Raw genomic sequence first — 16,000 nt, 5'->3', positions numbered from 1 at the left:
CCGTAGAAAAGGAATGTCATGTCCTTGTTAAGACAATTGCTGTTGAGTGTGACGCTGGCGATCCTGGTGATCCTGGTCGGGGCGACGATATTCAGCATCGGCTCGGCCCGCCAGTACCTGGACGCCCAGCTGCAGGCGCAAAGCGATTCCACGGCCACGTCCCTGGCGCTCACCTTGTCGCAGCCATCCAACCAGGACCCCACCGTGCGGGAATTGCTGATTTCGGTGCTGTTCGACAGCGGCCAGTTCCGGGTGGTGGAGTTCCTGGACCCGACCGGGCGGATCCTGATCCGGCGGGAAATCGGCGACGGGCAGGACGACCGCGTGCAGGCGCCGGACTGGTTCAGCCATCTGCTGCCGTTGCAGCGCCACGAGGCCCAGCGCCAGGTGACGAACGGCTGGTCGCAACTGGGCGTGGTGCGTCTGCAGGCCAACGACGCCTACGCGCGCGACGCGCTGTGGACCAGCACGGAGCGCATCGTGGCCCTGACCGTGGGGGCGGGGATCCTGTGGGGCCTGTTCATCTGGCTGCTGATGCGCTGGCTGCGCCGCGCCCTGCATGACGACGTGATGACGCGGGTGCGCGCCCTGGCCGACGGGGACGGCACGGCCGATCTGCCGCCGGTGCGCCACCCCGGCATCCTCGAGCTCCAGGAAGTCTCGCAGGCCATCGTGCGCACGCACGAGCAGGTCCGGGCGACCGCCACCGAACGCGAGGCCCGGATCGAGTCCCTGCAACTGGAATTGAACCAGGATCCGGTGACGGGGCTGGCCAATCGCAAGTATTTCATCAACGAATTGCGGCGCCTGCTGGAGCAGCCCGCCAGCCAGGACCGCAGCAGCGGCCATGTCATGCTGTTTCGCCAGTGCGACCTGCAGGCCGTGAACCAGTCCATGAGCCGGGTGGTGGTGGACCAGTGGCTGCGCAACGTCGGGCGGCTGGTGCTGGAACTGCTGCGGGTCCGGATCGGGCCCCAGGCCTGGCTCGCGCGGCTCAACGGCTCGGACTTCGCCTTCGTCCTGCCGATGATGCCCGGGCCGGTGGCCGTCCGGGTCGCCAAGGCGGTGTCCGACGTCCTGCAGGCGCAGCGCATCCAGCTGGGCCAGGCGGGGCTGTGCCGCTGGCGCATGGTCCTGACGGACTATGAGCCCGGCGAGGATCTTTCCGATGTGCTGGTCCGCCTGGACGAGGCCCTGATGCGCGCGGAAAGCGCCGGCAGCAACGAAGTCGAATATCTGCCCGACCAGGACATGCACAAGGACGCCGCGGGCCGGGTCGGCGGCGAGCAGGCCTGGCGCAGCCTGCTGCGCAATGCGCTGGACGAGGGCTGGTTCTCCCTGGCCCTGCAGCGCGATGAATCTTCCGTGACCGGCACGGATTGCATGATGGGGACCCTGCTGCTGCAGGAACCCGGCGCGTCCGAACCGCTGTCGGGGTATCTGTTCATGCCGCCCGCCGTGCGCCTGGGGCTGTCGGCCGCCTGCGATGCGCAGGCCGTCAATCTGGGCCTGAACTGGCTGGCGACGCACCCGGGCGAACTGGCGTTGCGCATGTCCCTGGCGTCCATCCTGCAGGATGATTTCCGGGCCGAGGTCGCCGCCCGCCTGACGGGGCGTCCGGATCAGGCCGCCAGCCTGCTGGTCGAACTGGATTCCTACGGCCTGGTGTCGTATCGGGCGCAGATCATGAAGTTTTCCGAGATGCTGCGCGAGCATGGCGTGCGGCTGGGCTTGCGGCGCTTCGCCGAGCAGCCCGACGCCCTGCTGTACCTGCACGAATTGCGGCCGGATTATGTGCGGGTGTCGGGGGCGCTGATCGCCGCGCAGACGGAGAGCCCAGGGGCGCGGCGCCTGCTGGTGGCGGTCCAGGAGACCGCCCGGGAAATCGGCGTGAAGGTCGATCTGGGCGCGGCGCGGACTTGACGGATCGTTCCCCGCGCGCCCAGGCGGGGACGCTAGCGCAGATTGCCCGTGTGGCCCAGGGAATAGCGGCCCGGTTGCGGCCAGACGGTCAGGCCGTGGGGTTCCTGGCCGACCTTGATCTGCTGGACGGCGCCGTTTCTGGTGTCGATGCGGTAGACCACGTCGTCGAACCGGCCTGACAGCCACAGCCACTTGCCGTCGGCGCTGACGTTGCCCATGTCGGGGCTGCCGCCGCCGGGAATCGGCCAGTCCGCCACGATCTTTTCGGTGGCGAAGTCCAGGACGGCGACTCTGCCCTTGCCCTTGGGCTTGCCGTGGATCTGGTGGGTGCCGCGGCTGGTGATGTACAGGGATTTGCCGTCCCGGCTGGGGTACAGGCCGTGGGTGCCCAGGCCGGCCGGGATGAAGCCGATCTGCTTGAAGGCGTCCCCGTCGACGACGAAGACGCCGTCGGCCATCATGTCGGCGATGTAGAAGCGCTTGCCGTCCGGCGAGATGCGCACGTCCTGCGGCATGCCCTTCCTGGGCATCCTCATCTTCCTGGCGGGCTTGGCGGCGGCGTCCGCATGGGCGGCGCCTTGCGCATGCGCCGTCGGCAGGGGCAGGGGCAGATAGCCCAGCACGGTGTGATTCACCATGTCGATCTTGGCGACGCTGCCATCGAATTCGCAGGTGAACAGCGCGTAGCGGCCGTCGATGGAGAAATCGGCGTGGTTCAGGCCGCCGCATTGCGGCACGTCGATGGAATATTGCAGGGCCATGGTGTGCGGGTCGCGGAAATCCAGGCGCTTGCGGGCTTCTGCCACGACGATGGCCGATTTGCCATCCGGCGTGAAATACATGTTGTAGGGATCATCGACGGGCACCGACGTCCCCGGCTTGCCCGTCAGCGGATCGATGGGCGTCAGGCTGCCCTCGTGGGTGCGCTCCGCGTTGTTGGCGACCCAGAGGGTGCGCAGGTCCCACGAAGGCACGACGTGCTGCGGACCCTTGCCGACCTTGAAGGTGTCCACGACTTTCATCGTGTCCGGATCGATGACCGAGACGTCATTGGACCGCAGATTGGGTACGTAGACGCGCGGCAGATCCTTCCGGACGGCAGGGCTCAGGTGGCTGGTCCCGATCTCGCTGTAGACGTTGAGCGGATTGACCACGGGCGGCATGCCGGGAACGGTCTGGATGGCCGCCGGCGCGGGGCCGGCCGCCCGGGCGGCGGGGACGCCGACGGACAAGGCGGCGACCGCCGACCAGGCCGCGTACAGGCCGAATGACTTTTTCGATACCACGATGAAACTCCCTATTTGTGTGCGGAGGGACGTTGGGAAGAAGCGTGTTGGGCGAGCTGCTTGCGGATGGCGGCCACGGATGCGTCGACGATCAGGCGCACGCCGATCCGGCCCAGCTCGGCGCTGGCGCGGGTGGGGTCGCCGTACACGCCGTCGCGCGGCGTCCAGCGGCTGCCCTGCGGCAGCAGGGATGCGCGGACCTGATCGGGGTCCAGCGCCAGCGACAGGGAGGTATCCGCCAGGCCGGCGTGCGTGCCGATTTCCGCGGCGGAGTAGCCGCGTTTCTTCAGGGCGTCGACGTAGGCGGTCTGGGTGACCTGGTAGTAGTCGAGCAGGGCGTAGGCGCGGCAGCAAGGATCCTGGGCCCACTCATGGTTCAGCTGCGTGGCCGCCTTTTCCAGGCTGCGCTGGTAGCCGCCGTGGTCGCCCAGGAAGAAGATGTCGCGGAATCCGTGCTGCCTGAAGCTGCGGGCGGCGGACTCCAGCACGGCCTCGAAGACCGGGGCGGGCACCGAGATCGTTCCGGCGAAGCGCATGTGCGCGGCGGGCGGGGTGATGGACCCTTCCGGGACGTAGGCGATGGCGGGGGCGACGATCGTATTGCCCAGCGCCTGGGCGATGCGCCCCGCCAGGATGCGGGCGCGGGCGTTGTGCTTGCCCAGCGCGATGTTCGGGCCGCTTTGTTCCGTGCCGCCGACCGGGATCAGGATGGTCGTGGCGCCGGCCGCGATCCGGCTGCGCAGTTCGGGCGAAGTCAGGTCTTCCAGGTAGACGCTGGACGATTGGGCGTGGGATGCGGGGCTGTGCCAGACGCCCGCCAGAGCCAGGCAACCCAGCAGCAGGATGCGCCGGAGACCGGATGAGAGCCGATGACTTTCCACCCGGCGGGTCGGCCGGGGAGCGGCGGGCAGGGCGGCGCCGTATTGCGAGACATGCTGACGGATCATCAAAACCGCCTGGATCGTACAAAAACCGGGCGCCGCGTCGGTGTGGCCGGGAAGCGTGTTTTATACTACCAGTCGGCATCGCCGTGTGTACTTGTTTACGGCGCGTGCCTCGGCTGTTGCGTTCGCACAGCGTCCGACCCCGTCTCCTTAGTTAAATGGATATAACTTTCCCCTCCTAAGGGAAGATTGCAGGTTCGATTCCTGCAGGAGACGCCAGCTTCCTGATGCATCGCCGGGCTGATCATCGGCCGGAAAGACATACAAAAAATCTTGCGGAAACAAGATCTTCCGGGCGCCTCGATAGGCGCGCCCTTGATCGCCTGCATGCATCCATCGGTTCAGCCATATGTCAGGGATAGGGCCTATTGACACATAATATATGTTGCGTACACTGCAGTACTCTGCAACAAATGTATCGGAGAGGACCTCTATGATCAGATCGAAAGTACTGGCCGCTATCCTCAGCACCGGCCTGGCCTTGACGGCGACCCCTTCCCAGGCGCAGACGAAGTTCGTCACTATCGGCACCGGCGGGGTGACAGGCGTCTACTACGCCGTGGGGGGCGCCGTCTGCCGCTTGATGAACAAAGTGCGGGCCGATACCGGCATCCGCTGCTCGGTGGAAAGCACAGGCGGATCCGTCTATAACGTCAATACCATTCGCGGAGGCGAACTGGACTTCGGTGTCGTGCAGTCCGACGTGCAGTACAACGCCACTAAAGGCGAGTCGCAGTTCAAGGATGCCGGCCCGGTCAAGGACCTGCGCGCCGTCTTCTCCATTCATCCGGAACCTTTGATGGTGGCTGCGCGCCCTGAAGCCGGCATCAAGGAATTCCAGGACTTCAAGGGCAAGCGCTTCAACATCGGCAATCCGGGTTCCGGTCAGCGCGCCACGGTCGAAATGCTGCTGCCGGCCCTGGGCATGAAGAAAAGCGATTTTTCCCTGGCTTCCGAACTCAAGGCCGACGAACACGGGGCGGCCCTGTGTGACAACAAGGTCGATGGCTTCGCCTATGTGGTGGGCAATCCGTCCGCCAATCTGCAGGACGTCACCACCACGTGCGCGGCCAAGCTGGTCAATGTCATGGGCCCCAAGATCGACGAACTGATCAAGACGCATCCTTACTATGCCAGCGTGACCATCCCGGGCGGCCTGTATGCCAATAATCCGGAGGACACCACGACGTACGGGGTGCTGGCCACCATGGTGACGTCCGCGAAGACCTCGCCGGATGTCGTTTACCAATTGGTCAAGTCCGTGTTCGAGAATTTTGACGAGTTCAAGAAACTGCATCCGGCCTTCGCCAATCTCGATCCCAAGCTGATGGTCAAGGACGGTCTGACGGCGCCCATGCACGAGGGCGCGATCAAGTACTACAAGGAAAAGGGCTGGCTGTAGGCCAGGTCCGATTCCATGGATGGCAGGCCCTTCGGCCTGCCTTGTCCGGAGCGTCGCGGCACGTCGTGCCGCTGTTCTTCCCTTTCCTCCCACCGCACGGCCCCGCCGGCCATTGCCTCCAGGCGGTGGCCGGTGACGGCATGGATCAGGAGTCCAGCCCTTGAGCGCAAAGAATCCACCCGGCACCGAGCTCCATCTCACCGACGCACAGCTCAGGCAGTTGGTCGCGGACGCTGACACCGGGGGACGAGATCCCCAGGGGGGCGTCGCCCGCCTGCTGATGATCGTGGCCTTGATCTGGTCGCTTTTCCAGCTGTGGATCGCGTCCCCCTTGCCCTTCAAGCTGGGGGTGTTCGTATTGAATACGACGGAATCCCGGGCCATCCATCTGGCTTTTTCCGTCTTCCTGGGATTCATGCTGTTTCCCGCGTTCAAGCGCTCTCCCAGGCAAAGCGTCCCGGTGCTGGACTGGGTCTTCGCCCTGGCGGGGGCCTTTTGCGCCAGCTATCTCTATTTGTTCTATGACCAGTTGTCCCATCGCCCGGGCCTGCCGACCACCCCGGACCTGATCGTGGCGGTCGCCGGCCTGGCCTTGCTGCTGGAAGCGACCCGCCGGGCCCTGGGCATGCCCTTGGTGGTGTTGGCGACCGTGTTCATCGCCTATATCTTCCTGGGTCCCCACATGCCTGACATGATTGCCCACCAGGCCGTGTCGCTGGGCAAGGGCATGTCGCACCTGTGGCTGACGACCGAGGGCGTCTACGGCGTGGCGCTGGGCGTGTCGGCCAGCTTCATTTTTCTGTTCGTGCTGTTCGGCGCCTTGCTGGAGACCGCCGGCGCGGGCAATTATTTCATCCAGTCGGCGATTTCACTGCTGGGCGGCTTGCGCGGGGGGCCGGCCAAGGCGGCGGTGCTGGCCTCGGCGGCGACCGGCGTCATTTCGGGGTCCTCCATCGCCAATGTGGTGACCACCGGCACCTTCACCATTCCCCTGATGAAGCGGGTGGGCTACCGGCCGGACAAGGCGGCGGCGGTGGAGTCCGCTGCTTCGGTCGACGGGCAGATCATGCCACCCGTGATGGGGGCGGCGGCCTTCCTGATGGTGGAATACGTGGGCATCCCGTATTCCCAGGTGGTCACCCATGCCATCCTGCCCGCGCTGATTTCCTACATCGCCCTGTTCTACATCGTGCACCTGGAGGCCGTGAAGGCCGATATCCGCGGCATCGCCCGCGAACACAGCATGCCCTGGAAGTACCGGCTGATCTCCACCGGCATGACCGTCAGCGGCGTGATCATTCTGGCAGCCATCGTGTACTACGGCTTTGGCTGGATCAAGGCCGTGGCGGGGGATGCGTCCATGCTGGTGGCGGGCACCGCGCTGGTGCTGGTCTACCTGGCCCTGTTGAAATTCGGCACCCGGTATCCCGAACTGAAGCTGGACGACCCCGGCACGCGGCTGGAAACCCTGCCCGACATCGGACCGACCCTGAAGTCCGGCCTGTATTTTCTCTTGCCGGTGGTGGTGCTGATCTGGAACCTGATGGTCGAGCAGCTTTCGCCGGCGACGTCGGCCTTCTGGGCCACCATGTTCCTGGTCTTCATCCTGCTGACGCAGCGTCCTCTGGTGGCCTGGTTCCGAGGCGGGCAGTCGCCGGCGGGCGCCTGGCGCCAGGGGGCGTGCGATCTGTTCAATGGGCTGGTCACGGGCGCGCGCAACATGATTTCGATCGGGCTGGCCACGGCGGCGGCCGGCATCATCGTCGGCACGGTCACGCTGACCGGCGTCGGGCTGGTGATGACGGAGTTCGTCGAGATGATCTCGGGCGGCAATCTGTTCGTCATGCTGGGCATGGTGGCCGTCATCTGTCTGATCCTGGGTATGGGTCTGCCCACGACGGCCAACTATATCGTCGTGTCCACGCTGATGGCGCCCGTGGTGGTGGAGCTCGGCGCCCAGAACGGCCTGCTGGTGCCTTTGATCGCGGTGCACTTGTTCGTGTTCTATTTCGGCCTGATGGCCGACGTCACTCCGCCCGTGGGGCTGGCCTCGTATGCGGCCGCGGGCATCGCCCGCACCGATCCCATCAAGACCGGGGTGACGGCCTTTGGCTACAGCATCCGCACTGCGGTGCTGCCCTTCATGTTCATTTTCAATACCCAGCTCTTGCTGATCGATATTGGCGGTCCGGTGCACTTGTCCATCACGGTGGGTTCGGCCATCTTGGCCAACCTGGTGTTCGTGGCCGCGACCCAGGGCTGGTTCCTGGATCGCAATCGCTGGTACGAATGCGTTTTGCTGCTGGTGATCGCGTTTTCCCTGTTCCGGCCCGGATTCTGGATGGATCGGGTGATACCGGAATACACGCTGCAGCCCGCCAGTCAGGTCATGGCATTCGCCGACAAGGCCAAACCGGGCCAGGAACTGCGCCTGTGGATCCATGGCGAAGACCTGTACGGCAAGGAAATTTCCAAGGGCGTGCTGCTGAAGCTGGGCGAGGGCGCCACCGGGCGCGAGCGCTTGCAGGCCACGGGCCTGCGCATCTTGCCGGGCGCCGATGACCTGACCATCATCGCCGTGCAGTTCGGCAGCCAGGCCGCCAAGCTGGGCATCGAGCAGGGCTATGACATCACCGGGATGGAAATCGCCAATGACCGCCCGGCCAGCGAATGGATGCTGTTGCCGGCCCTGGTCGTGCTGGTCTTGCTGGCGCTGGCGCAGCGGCGACGGCGGCGCCTGGCCGGATCGGCCGTCTGATCAGTCGCCGTCCCGCAGGGCCGCCTGCACCGGCTTGCCGCCCAGCGCGCCCGTCAGCACGCCGGATGCCACGCTGATCAGGTAGCCGCGCCGTCCCCCGTTCAGGTAGACGGTGTCGTAGTCCAGCAAGGTTTTTTCCACCCAGACCGGCATGCGCTTGCGGGTGGCGAACGGCGAGGTGCCGCCCACCTGGTAGCCCGAATTGCGTTGCGCCGTGTCGGGTGTGCAGGGGGTGATCTTCTTGGCGCCGATCTGCCGCGCCAGATTCTTGGTCGAGACTTCGCAGTCCCCGTGCATCAGCACCACCAGCGGGCGACCCAGTTCGTCTTCCATGATCAGGGTCTTGGCGACCTGGTGCAGCGGCACGTCCAACTGGCGCGCGGCCTCGCGGGCGCCGCCGTGATCGACGTAGTCGTAGGGATGCTCGCCGAAGGCGATCTTCTGCTGCCGCAGCCAGTGCGTGGCCGGGGTTTCGGACGTGTGCTTGGTCTTGGACATGAGGGGTCTGGTCGGTGGGATGGACAGTCACGCCCGAGGGTGATGCTGGGCGTGGAGCGCCTTGAGCCGTTCGCGGGCGACGTGGGTGTAGATCTGGGTGGTGGAAATGTCGGCGTGGCCCAGCAGCATCTGCACGACGCGCAAGTCGGCGCCGTGGTTCAGCAGGTGGGTGGCGAAGGCGTGGCGCAGCACGTGCGGCGACAGGGGAACGCGGATGTCGGCCTGCTGCGCGTATTTGCGGATCAGCAGCCAGAACGCCTGGCGCGTCATGGCGCCGCCGCGCGTGGTGGCGAACAGGGCGTCGCAGGCGCGCGCGCCCAGGATGGCCGGGCGGCTTTCACGCAGATAGCGGTCTATCCAGTACAGGGCCTCGTCGCCCAGCGGCACCAGGCGATCCTTGGCGCCCTTGCCCATGACCACGCGCACCACGCCGTCGCTCAGGCTGGTGTCCTGCACGTCCAGGTGCACCAGTTCGCTGACGCGCAGCCCGGTGGCGTACAGGGTTTCCAGCATGGCGCGGTCGCGCAGGCCCAGGGTGGATTCCGTATCCGGCGCCTGCAGCAGGTCGTCCACCTGGGCTTCGGACAGGGTCTTGGGAAAGCGGGCCGGCTGCCGGGCGCTGTGCAGGCCCAGGCAGGGGTCTTCCGAGCACAGGCTGCGCCGCAGGGCCCACAGATAGAAGCGCCGCAGGGCCGCCAGGCGGCGATTGGACGTGCTGGCCTTGGTCTGCTGATACTGGGCGGCCAGCCAGGCCTGGATGTCTTCCTGGCGGGCGGCTTCGGGCGGCCGGCCCTGGGCGGCTTGCAGCCAGCGGGCGAATGCGCTCAGGTCCCGCCGGTAGGCCGCCAGCGTGTTGTCGGCCAGGCCGTCTTCCAGCCATAAGGCATCCAGAAAAGCGTCGATGGTGGGAAAAGGCGAAGGCTGGGTGGCCATATCCAGGATAGGTCGGTCGCGGGACGCCGGCGGCCATGGGGCATCGGCCGCCTGGAACGATGGCCTCCATTCTACTCGCCGCGAGGCGGATGTCCGGCGGTCCGGACGGCGGGGCGTGGCTCGCGGCGGCATGGGCATCCGTATTTCATGGAATAGCGGAATATACCTATATATATTACGATAGCGAACATCCCGCTTTTCATGACTGAAGGAGTCTTCATGCGATTGCGTCGTCTGCTTGCCGTCTGCGTGCTGTCCGGGGCGATGGCGCCGGCCATGGCCGGTGAAGTTCTTGTGTCCGCCGCGGCCAGTCTGACCAATGCCTTCAAGGACCTGGCCGCCCAGTATGAAACCGCCCATCCCGGCACCAAGGTGCTGACCACCTTCGGCGCGTCGGACGTGGTGCTGCGCCAGATCACCGAGGGCGCGCCCGCCGACGTCTTCGCCTCGGCGGACCAGAAGGCCATGGACAAGGCCGCCGCCGCGCAGGCCATCGATCCCGCCAGCCGGGTCGATTTCGTGCGCAACGAGGTCGTGCTGGTGGTCCCGGCCGACAATCCGCGCGGGATCCGGTCCTTGAAGGATCTGTCCAAGCCGGACGTGCGGCGGATCGCGCTGGGTAATCCGGCCTCCGTGCCGGTGGGGCGCTATACCCAGGCGGCGCTGGAAAAGGCCGGCGCCTGGGACACGGTCAAGGCGCATGAAATCCTGGGGCAGAACGTGCGCCAGGTGCTCAGCTATGTCGAGCGCGGCGAGGTCGACGCCGGTTTCGTCTTCGCCACGGACGCCGCCATCATGAAGGACAGGGTCAAAATCGTGCAGACGGTGGACACGCCCGTGCCGGTGGTCTACCCGATCGCCCTGGTCAAGCGGGACGGGCGCGCGCCCGAAGCCGCCGATTTCCTGAAGTACGTCGTCTCTCCCGAAGGACAGGCGGTGCTGGCCCGCTACGGCTTCGCCAAGCCATAATGCGGGTTTTGCCGGACCGCGCCCAGCGATGGGCGAGCCGGCGCCGCTGCGATCAATCTCATGACCGATCTCTGGATTCCTCTGCTGCTGTCCCTCAAGGTCGCGGGCTGGGCCACGGCCCTGGCGACCCTGGGCGGCATCGCGGCGGCCTACGGCCTGTCGCGCTGGTCCTCGCGCTGGTGCGACGTGGTCGATGCCTTTCTGACGCTGCCCATGGTGCTGCCGCCCACCGTCACCGGCTATTACCTGCTGGTGCTGTTCGGCCGGCGCGGCTGGCTGGGCGCCTGGCTGCAGTCGCATGGCATCGAGCTGGTCTTCACCTGGCAGGGGGCCGTCGTGGCGGCGGCGGTCGTGGCCTTCCCCATGGTGCTCAAGGCAGCCCGGGCCGCCTTCCTGGACGTGGACCATCGCCTGGAGCAGGCCGCCGCCGTGCTGGGGGTGTCGCCCGCCGCCGTATTCTTCCGGGTCAGCCTGCCGCTGGCGTCCCGGGGCATCCTGGCGGGGGTGCTGCTGGCCTTCGCCCGGGCGCTGGGCGAATTCGGGGCCACGCTGATGGTGGCCGGCAACATTCCGGGCAGGACGCAGACCCTGTCGATCGCGATCTACGAGGCTGTCCAGGCCGGCAATGACGACACGGCCACCATTCTGGTGCTGGTTACCTCGGCGACCTGCGTGGCGGTGCTGTGCCTGGCCGCCTGGCTGATGCCGGGGGGCCGCGTCTCGCGCCGGTCCCGGAGCGCCGCATGAGCCTGATCGTGGACATCCGCTGCCGCGTCGGCGGGCCGGACGGCTTTCTGCTGAGGCCAGCGTGGCGGACCGATGGGCGCCGGGTGGCCCTGTTCGGGCCGTCGGGGGCGGGCAAGAGCCTGACCATGCAGGCGATCGCCGGCCTGCTGCGCCCGGACGCGGGGCGCATCGTGGTCGACGGGCGCGTGCTGTTCGATCACGTGGCCGGCATCGACGTGCCGCCCCGGGCCCGGCGCCTGGCCTATCTGTTCCAGGACTACGCGCTGTTTCCGCACCTGACCGTGCGCCAGAACATCGGCTTCGGCCTGTCGCGCGGCTGGCTGAACTGGCATGGCTGGGGGCTGCCGGTTCGGCGCGCCGGCGGCGATGCGGGATCTGGCGGATGGTTGCGCCGCCGCGATTTGCCGCAGGCGGCCGGGCGCTGGGTAAGGGCCTTCCATCTGGACGGTTTGCTGGATCGCTATCCGGCCGGACTGTCCGGCGGGCAGCGCCAGCGCGTGGCCCTGGCGCGGGCGCTGTCCACCGACCCCGGGCTGCTGTTGCTGGACGAGCCCCTGTCGGCCCTGGATGCGGGTCTGCGCGCGCAGATGCGCGTGGAACTGGCGCAGTTGCAGCGCGACATCGACATCCCGACGGTCTTGATTACGCATGATCTGGCCGACGTCCAGGCCCTGGCCGACGAGGTCTTCCATATCGCCCATGGGGAAATCCGGGGCGGCGCCGAGCGGGTTTCTCGGGTCTGAGGCGCTGGACGGAGGCTGTCAGAGTGCGCAGGCTGACGGTGGATGGGGCCTGTATCCGGCCGCGTCCAGGCGAGACTGCCGTGCGTGTGCGAAGTGACGGCGCCGTTCAGTCGACCGTGCCGATCAGCACGTCGGCCGCCTGAAAGCACGCCATGGCTGGATCGCCGGGGGCAAGGCTGCCGCCCTGCGCGCCCGGGGCGGCCAGGCCCGTGATGCGCACCCTGGGGCCGATGTCCAGGCTGAGTTCCGCCAGGGCGCCGTCGTCCGCGCGGTGGCTGATGCGGCCGGCCCAGCGATTCAGCCCCTCGTGGGCGGCGCCTGGATCGGCGGCTTCCCGCGGCAGGACGCGGACCGCCTGGGCTTTCAGGAAGGCCAGCGCGCGCCGGCCTTCGGCCAGGCCCAGCCGTTCGGTGCTGGCGTGGGTCAGGGTGGCCGTCAGGGAAATGCCTTCGTCCAGATCCAGCCGGATGCGGTCGTTGATGCGGCCGGAGTCGATGGCGCCGATGACGCCTTCGTAGCGGTTGCGGGCCGAGGTCTGCAGCGCCATGCTGTGCAGCAGGTCCAGATGCCGGGTGCCGTCGGGGCCGAAGCGCGCCAGGGCTTCCATGAAGCGCTGGTGTTCCGCCTGGGCCGCCTGGTACCAGGCGACGAGTTCGCGGGCCCGGTCGGTCAGGTGCGCGCCGCCGCCGCGCTTGCCGCCGGTGACGCGCTCGACCAGCAGGCCCCCGGCCAGGCCGTTCATCATGTCCACGGCGTCCCAGGCCGCCTTGTAGCTCAGTCCGACCTTGCGCGCCGCCGCGCTGATGGACCCTTCAGTGCCGATGGCGGCCAGCAGCGCCATGCGCCGTTCAGTGCCCCAGCTCTGGCTGCCGCTGCGCAGGCTCAGCGTGGTGCTCAGCTCGAGCGGCGAGTCCGGGCCCGGGGCGGCCCCGGCGGACTGCGCTGCGCCTGACGGATCCGGGGCGCTTGCGGGCGGTGTGTTGGGAGGGATGTTGCTCATGGGAGGCAGTGTACGCGGCGCGCGGATGATCCGCCCAGGCAGGCCGCGTAGCCTTCGAGCGCGTCGGGCCAGGCGGGCGTCCAGCCGCTGGCCCGCAGCCGTGCGTTGGACAGGCGCTTGCCGTCGGGAGGGCGGGCTTCCCGGGCGGGTGCCGGGCCGCCCGCCATCCGCGCCAGCGCTTCGTACAGCGCCGCCGTGGGCGTGGGACGGTCGTCGGTGCCGATGTAGCAGGGCAGGGGAGCGGCCAGGGCCAGCAGATGGGCGCAGGCCCGCGCCGCGTCATCCACGTGGATCCGGTTGGCCCAGTGGCCCGGGCCGTCCGGCGCGGCGATCCGCCCGGCGCGCAGGCCGTCCGCCAGGCGCAGCCGGCCGGGGCCGTACAGGCCCGACAGGCGCAGGGCGACGCCGCGTCCGGGCAGCCGGGCATGCAGCAGGGCCTCGGCGTCCAGCATCGCCGCGCCGCGAAAGTCCGCCGGGGCGGGCGGCGTGTCCTCGTCCACCAGGCGGTCGTCCTCGACCGGCCCCCAGATGGCGGACGAATCGACCAGCACGCAGCGCCGCACCGCGTCGGGGCGGGGCAGCGCGTCCAGCAGCGCCCGCAGGCCTTGCGGGTAGGCGCGGGCGTAGGCCTCGGGCGTGCGGGCATCGGGCGCGGGGGCGTACAGGAGATGGGTGATGGGCGGGGGCGCGATGTCCGAAACGGCGGCCAGCGCCTCGGCCACGCTGCCGGGATCGCCCAGGTCGGCCCGCAGCCAGCGGACGCGGGCGCCGGGCCCGGCGGCCATGGTCCGCCGCCGCAGGCCGATGCAGGCCCAGCGTTCCGGGGCCAGCGCCTGAGCCGTGCGCGCGCACAGGTCGCCGCCGACGAGCAGCAGGGTGTTCGCCTCGGCCGGGCCCGTACCTAATAGAATGTCCGTTTCCATGTCAGCACAGTCTATCCCATGAGCGATTCCTTTCCCCTGCGCCGCAGCCATCCCGACGAACTGATCGTCGGCCTGGTGTCGGTGTCCGACCGGGCTTCGTCCGGCGTCTATCAGGATCAGGGCATTCCCGCCCTGAGCGACTGGCTGGCGTCGGCTTTGACCCGGCCGCCCCAGGTCGTGACCCGCCTGATTCCCGACGAGCGCGAAGGCATCGCCGCCGCCTTGCGGGAGCTGGTGGACGAAGCCCGCTGCGACCTGGTCCTGACGACCGGCGGCACGGGCCCCGCCCGCCGGGACGTGACGCCCGAGGCCACGCTGGACGTGGCCACGCGCGAGATGCCCGGCTTCGGCGAACAGATGCGCCAGGTCAGCCTGGCCTTCGTGCCGACCGCCATCCTGTCGCGCCAGGTGGCGGTCATCCGGGAACTGCCCGATCACGCCGCGCTGATCATCAACCTGCCGGGTCAGCCCAAAGCCATCCAGGAAACCCTGGAAGGCCTGCGGGACGCGGACGGGAGCGTGCGGGTGCCGGGCGTGTTCGCCGCCGTGCCGTACTGCCTGGACCTGATCGGCGGCCCGTACGTCGAGACGCGCGAGGCCGTGGTCAAGGCCTTCCGGCCCAAGTCGGCGCGCCGCTCCCCGGCATGAGCCCGGGCACGGCGCCGTCCCTGGGGACGGCGTCGCGCCTGACGAGTCGGAATCGCTTACAAGCGGTGATGCGGGCAATCAGCATCAATTCCCATTCCGCCTTAAAATCTGGGCAATTCTCTTTTTTCCACTATCTCATCCCTTCGGAGGTCCAGACATGGCCCTGGTTTCCATGCGTCAGCTCCTCGATCACGCAGCCGAACACGGCTACGGGATTCCCGCCTTCAACGTCAACAACCTGGAACAGGTCCAGGCCATCATGGAAGCCGCCGCCCAGACGGACAGCCCGGTGATCATGCAGGCCTCGGCCGGCGCCCGCAAATACGCCGGCGAAGGCTTCCTGAAGCTCCTGATTCAGGCGGCCGTCGATTCCTATCCGCACATTCCCGTCGTCATGCACCAGGACCACGGCCAGTCGCCCGACGTCTGCCAGGGCGCCATCAACCTGGGCTTTTCCAGCGTCATGATGGACGGCTCGCTGATGTCCGACGGCAAGACGATCTCGTCCTACGAATACAACCTGGACGTCACCCGGCAGGTCGTCGGGATGGCGCACAAGCTGGGCATCACGGTGGAAGGCGAACTGGGCTGCCTGGGCTCGCTGGAAACCATGAAGGGCGACAAGGAAGACGGCCACGGCGCGGAAGGCACCATGACCCGCGAACAGCTGCTGACCGACCCCGAACAGGCGGCCGATTTCGTCCAGCAGACCCAGCTCGACGCCCTGGCCATCGCCGTGGGCACCAGCCACGGCGCCTACAAGTTCACGCGCAAGCCCACCGGCGACATCCTGTCGGTTCAGCGGATCAAGGAAATCCACGCGCGCCTGCCCAACACCCACCTGGTGATGCATGGCAGCTCCAGCGTGCCCCAGGAACTGCTGGCGGAAATCCGCCAGTTCGGCGGCGACATGAAGGAAACCTATGGCGTGCCGGTGGAAGAGCTGCAGGAAGCCATCAAGTTCGGCGTCCGGAAGGTCAACATCGACACCGACATCCGCCTGGCCATGACCGGCGCCATCCGCCGCTTCATGGCGGAAAATCCCGCCAAGTTCGATCCGCGCGAATACCTCAAGCCCGCCCGCGAAGCCGCCAAGAAGGTCTGCCTGGCACGCTACGAGCAGTTCGGCACGGCGGGCAACGCTTCCAAGATCAAGGCGATCCCCCTGTCGGACATGGCGGCCCGCTATGCGGCCGGCGAACTCAAGCAATTGGTGAAATAAATCC

At 67.6% G+C, this 16,000-nt stretch carries 14 protein-coding genes and 1 tRNA gene; 9 read left to right on the top strand and 6 right to left on the bottom strand.

From position 1 onward, the window contains the following. Positions 1 to 18: 18 nt before the first annotated feature. Positions 19 to 1,923 carry a LapD/MoxY N-terminal periplasmic domain-containing protein gene (locus tag Q0263_RS09395; protein WP_298015509.1) on the top strand — a complete coding sequence of 635 codons (1,905 nt, stop codon included), beginning with the start codon at positions 19 to 21 and terminating at the stop codon, positions 1,921 to 1,923. Between the two features lie 32 nt (positions 1,924 to 1,955). On the opposite strand, the gene Q0263_RS09390 is transcribed toward Q0263_RS09395, so the two are convergent. Continuing rightward, on the bottom strand, positions 1,956 to 3,086 hold the full coding sequence (locus Q0263_RS09390) for a YncE family protein (RefSeq protein WP_298015695.1): 1,131 nt from the start codon (positions 3,084 to 3,086) through the stop codon (positions 1,956 to 1,958). A gap of 134 nt (positions 3,087 to 3,220) precedes the next feature. After that, positions 3,221 to 4,156, bottom strand: coding sequence for a creatininase family protein (locus tag Q0263_RS09385; protein ID WP_298015508.1), 936 nt, complete (start codon positions 4,154 to 4,156; stop codon positions 3,221 to 3,223). Positions 4,157 to 4,297: 141 nt separating this feature from the next. On the opposite strand from Q0263_RS09385, the gene Q0263_RS09380 reads away from it, so the two are divergent. The 3 genes from Q0263_RS09380 (at position 4,298) to Q0263_RS09370 (ending at position 8,313) form a co-directional block, all read left to right on the top strand. Further along, a tRNA-Arg gene (locus tag Q0263_RS09380) sits at positions 4,298 to 4,372 on the top strand. A 214-nt stretch (positions 4,373 to 4,586) separates the two neighbouring features. Further along, positions 4,587 to 5,555 (top strand): TAXI family TRAP transporter solute-binding subunit, encoded by a 969-nt coding sequence (locus tag Q0263_RS09375; RefSeq protein WP_298015507.1) that lies wholly within the window; start codon positions 4,587 to 4,589, stop codon positions 5,553 to 5,555. 160 nt (positions 5,556 to 5,715) lie between these two features. Next, on the top strand, positions 5,716 to 8,313 hold the full coding sequence (locus Q0263_RS09370; RefSeq protein ID WP_298015506.1) for a TRAP transporter permease: 2,598 nt from the start codon (positions 5,716 to 5,718) through the stop codon (positions 8,311 to 8,313). Here the strand turns inward: Q0263_RS09370 and Q0263_RS09365 are convergent, their stop codons facing one another. Both Q0263_RS09365 and xerD read right to left on the bottom strand, forming a co-directional pair. Further along, positions 8,314 to 8,811 carry an aminoacyl-tRNA deacylase gene (locus tag Q0263_RS09365; protein WP_298015505.1) on the bottom strand — a complete coding sequence of 166 codons (498 nt, stop codon included), beginning with the start codon at positions 8,809 to 8,811 and terminating at the stop codon, positions 8,314 to 8,316. It lies immediately after the preceding gene. A 27-nt stretch (positions 8,812 to 8,838) separates the two neighbouring features. Further along, positions 8,839 to 9,744 carry a site-specific tyrosine recombinase XerD gene (gene xerD / locus Q0263_RS09360; RefSeq protein ID WP_298015504.1) on the bottom strand — a complete coding sequence of 302 codons (906 nt, stop codon included), beginning with the start codon at positions 9,742 to 9,744 and terminating at the stop codon, positions 8,839 to 8,841. A 219-nt stretch (positions 9,745 to 9,963) separates the two neighbouring features. Between xerD and modA the strand changes: the two genes are divergently transcribed. From modA to Q0263_RS09345, 3 genes are read left to right on the top strand one after another with little or no spacing between them, the layout of a single operon-like run. Beyond that, on the top strand, positions 9,964 to 10,713 hold the full coding sequence (gene modA / locus Q0263_RS09355) for a molybdate ABC transporter substrate-binding protein (RefSeq protein ID WP_298015503.1): 750 nt from the start codon (positions 9,964 to 9,966) through the stop codon (positions 10,711 to 10,713). Positions 10,714 to 10,773: 60 nt separating this feature from the next. After that, positions 10,774 to 11,460, top strand: a complete 687-nt coding sequence (modB, locus tag Q0263_RS09350) for a molybdate ABC transporter permease subunit (RefSeq protein ID WP_298015502.1) — start codon at positions 10,774 to 10,776, stop codon at positions 11,458 to 11,460. Beyond that, positions 11,457 to 12,203 (top strand): ATP-binding cassette domain-containing protein, encoded by a 747-nt coding sequence (locus tag Q0263_RS09345; RefSeq protein ID WP_298015501.1) that lies wholly within the window; start codon positions 11,457 to 11,459, stop codon positions 12,201 to 12,203. The genes modB and Q0263_RS09345 overlap by 4 nt, the downstream gene beginning before the upstream one ends. 106 nt (positions 12,204 to 12,309) lie before the next feature. Here Q0263_RS09345 and Q0263_RS09340 read toward each other — a convergent pair whose 3' ends face one another. After that, a complete protein-coding gene (locus Q0263_RS09340; RefSeq protein WP_298015500.1) occupies positions 12,310 to 13,203 on the bottom strand; it encodes a TOBE domain-containing protein in 894 nt (297 codons plus the stop codon). Then, positions 13,200 to 14,126 carry an NAD-dependent epimerase/dehydratase family protein gene (locus tag Q0263_RS09335; RefSeq protein WP_298015499.1) on the bottom strand — a complete coding sequence of 309 codons (927 nt, stop codon included), beginning with the start codon at positions 14,124 to 14,126 and terminating at the stop codon, positions 13,200 to 13,202. Before Q0263_RS09335 ends, Q0263_RS09340 begins: the two co-directional genes overlap by 4 nt. 18 nt (positions 14,127 to 14,144) lie before the next feature. Here Q0263_RS09335 and mog point away from each other — a divergent pair, with 18 nt between their 5' ends. Further along, complete coding sequence (mog, locus tag Q0263_RS09330; RefSeq protein WP_298015498.1) at positions 14,145 to 14,774, top strand: molybdopterin adenylyltransferase; 630 nt, start codon at positions 14,145 to 14,147, stop codon at positions 14,772 to 14,774. Positions 14,775 to 14,931: 157 nt separating this feature from the next. Continuing rightward, the gene (gene fba, locus Q0263_RS09325; protein WP_298015497.1) at positions 14,932 to 15,996 is read left to right on the top strand and encodes a class II fructose-bisphosphate aldolase; all 1,065 of its coding nucleotides are present in this window, start codon (positions 14,932 to 14,934) and stop codon (positions 15,994 to 15,996) included. Positions 15,997 to 16,000 lie beyond the last annotated feature (4 nt).

The sequence above is a fragment of the uncultured Castellaniella sp. genome, from assembly GCF_937988725.1.
GTDB lineage: Bacteria > Pseudomonadota > Gammaproteobacteria > Burkholderiales > Burkholderiaceae_B > Castellaniella.
This window is presented reverse-complemented; position numbering and strand designations above follow the sequence as displayed.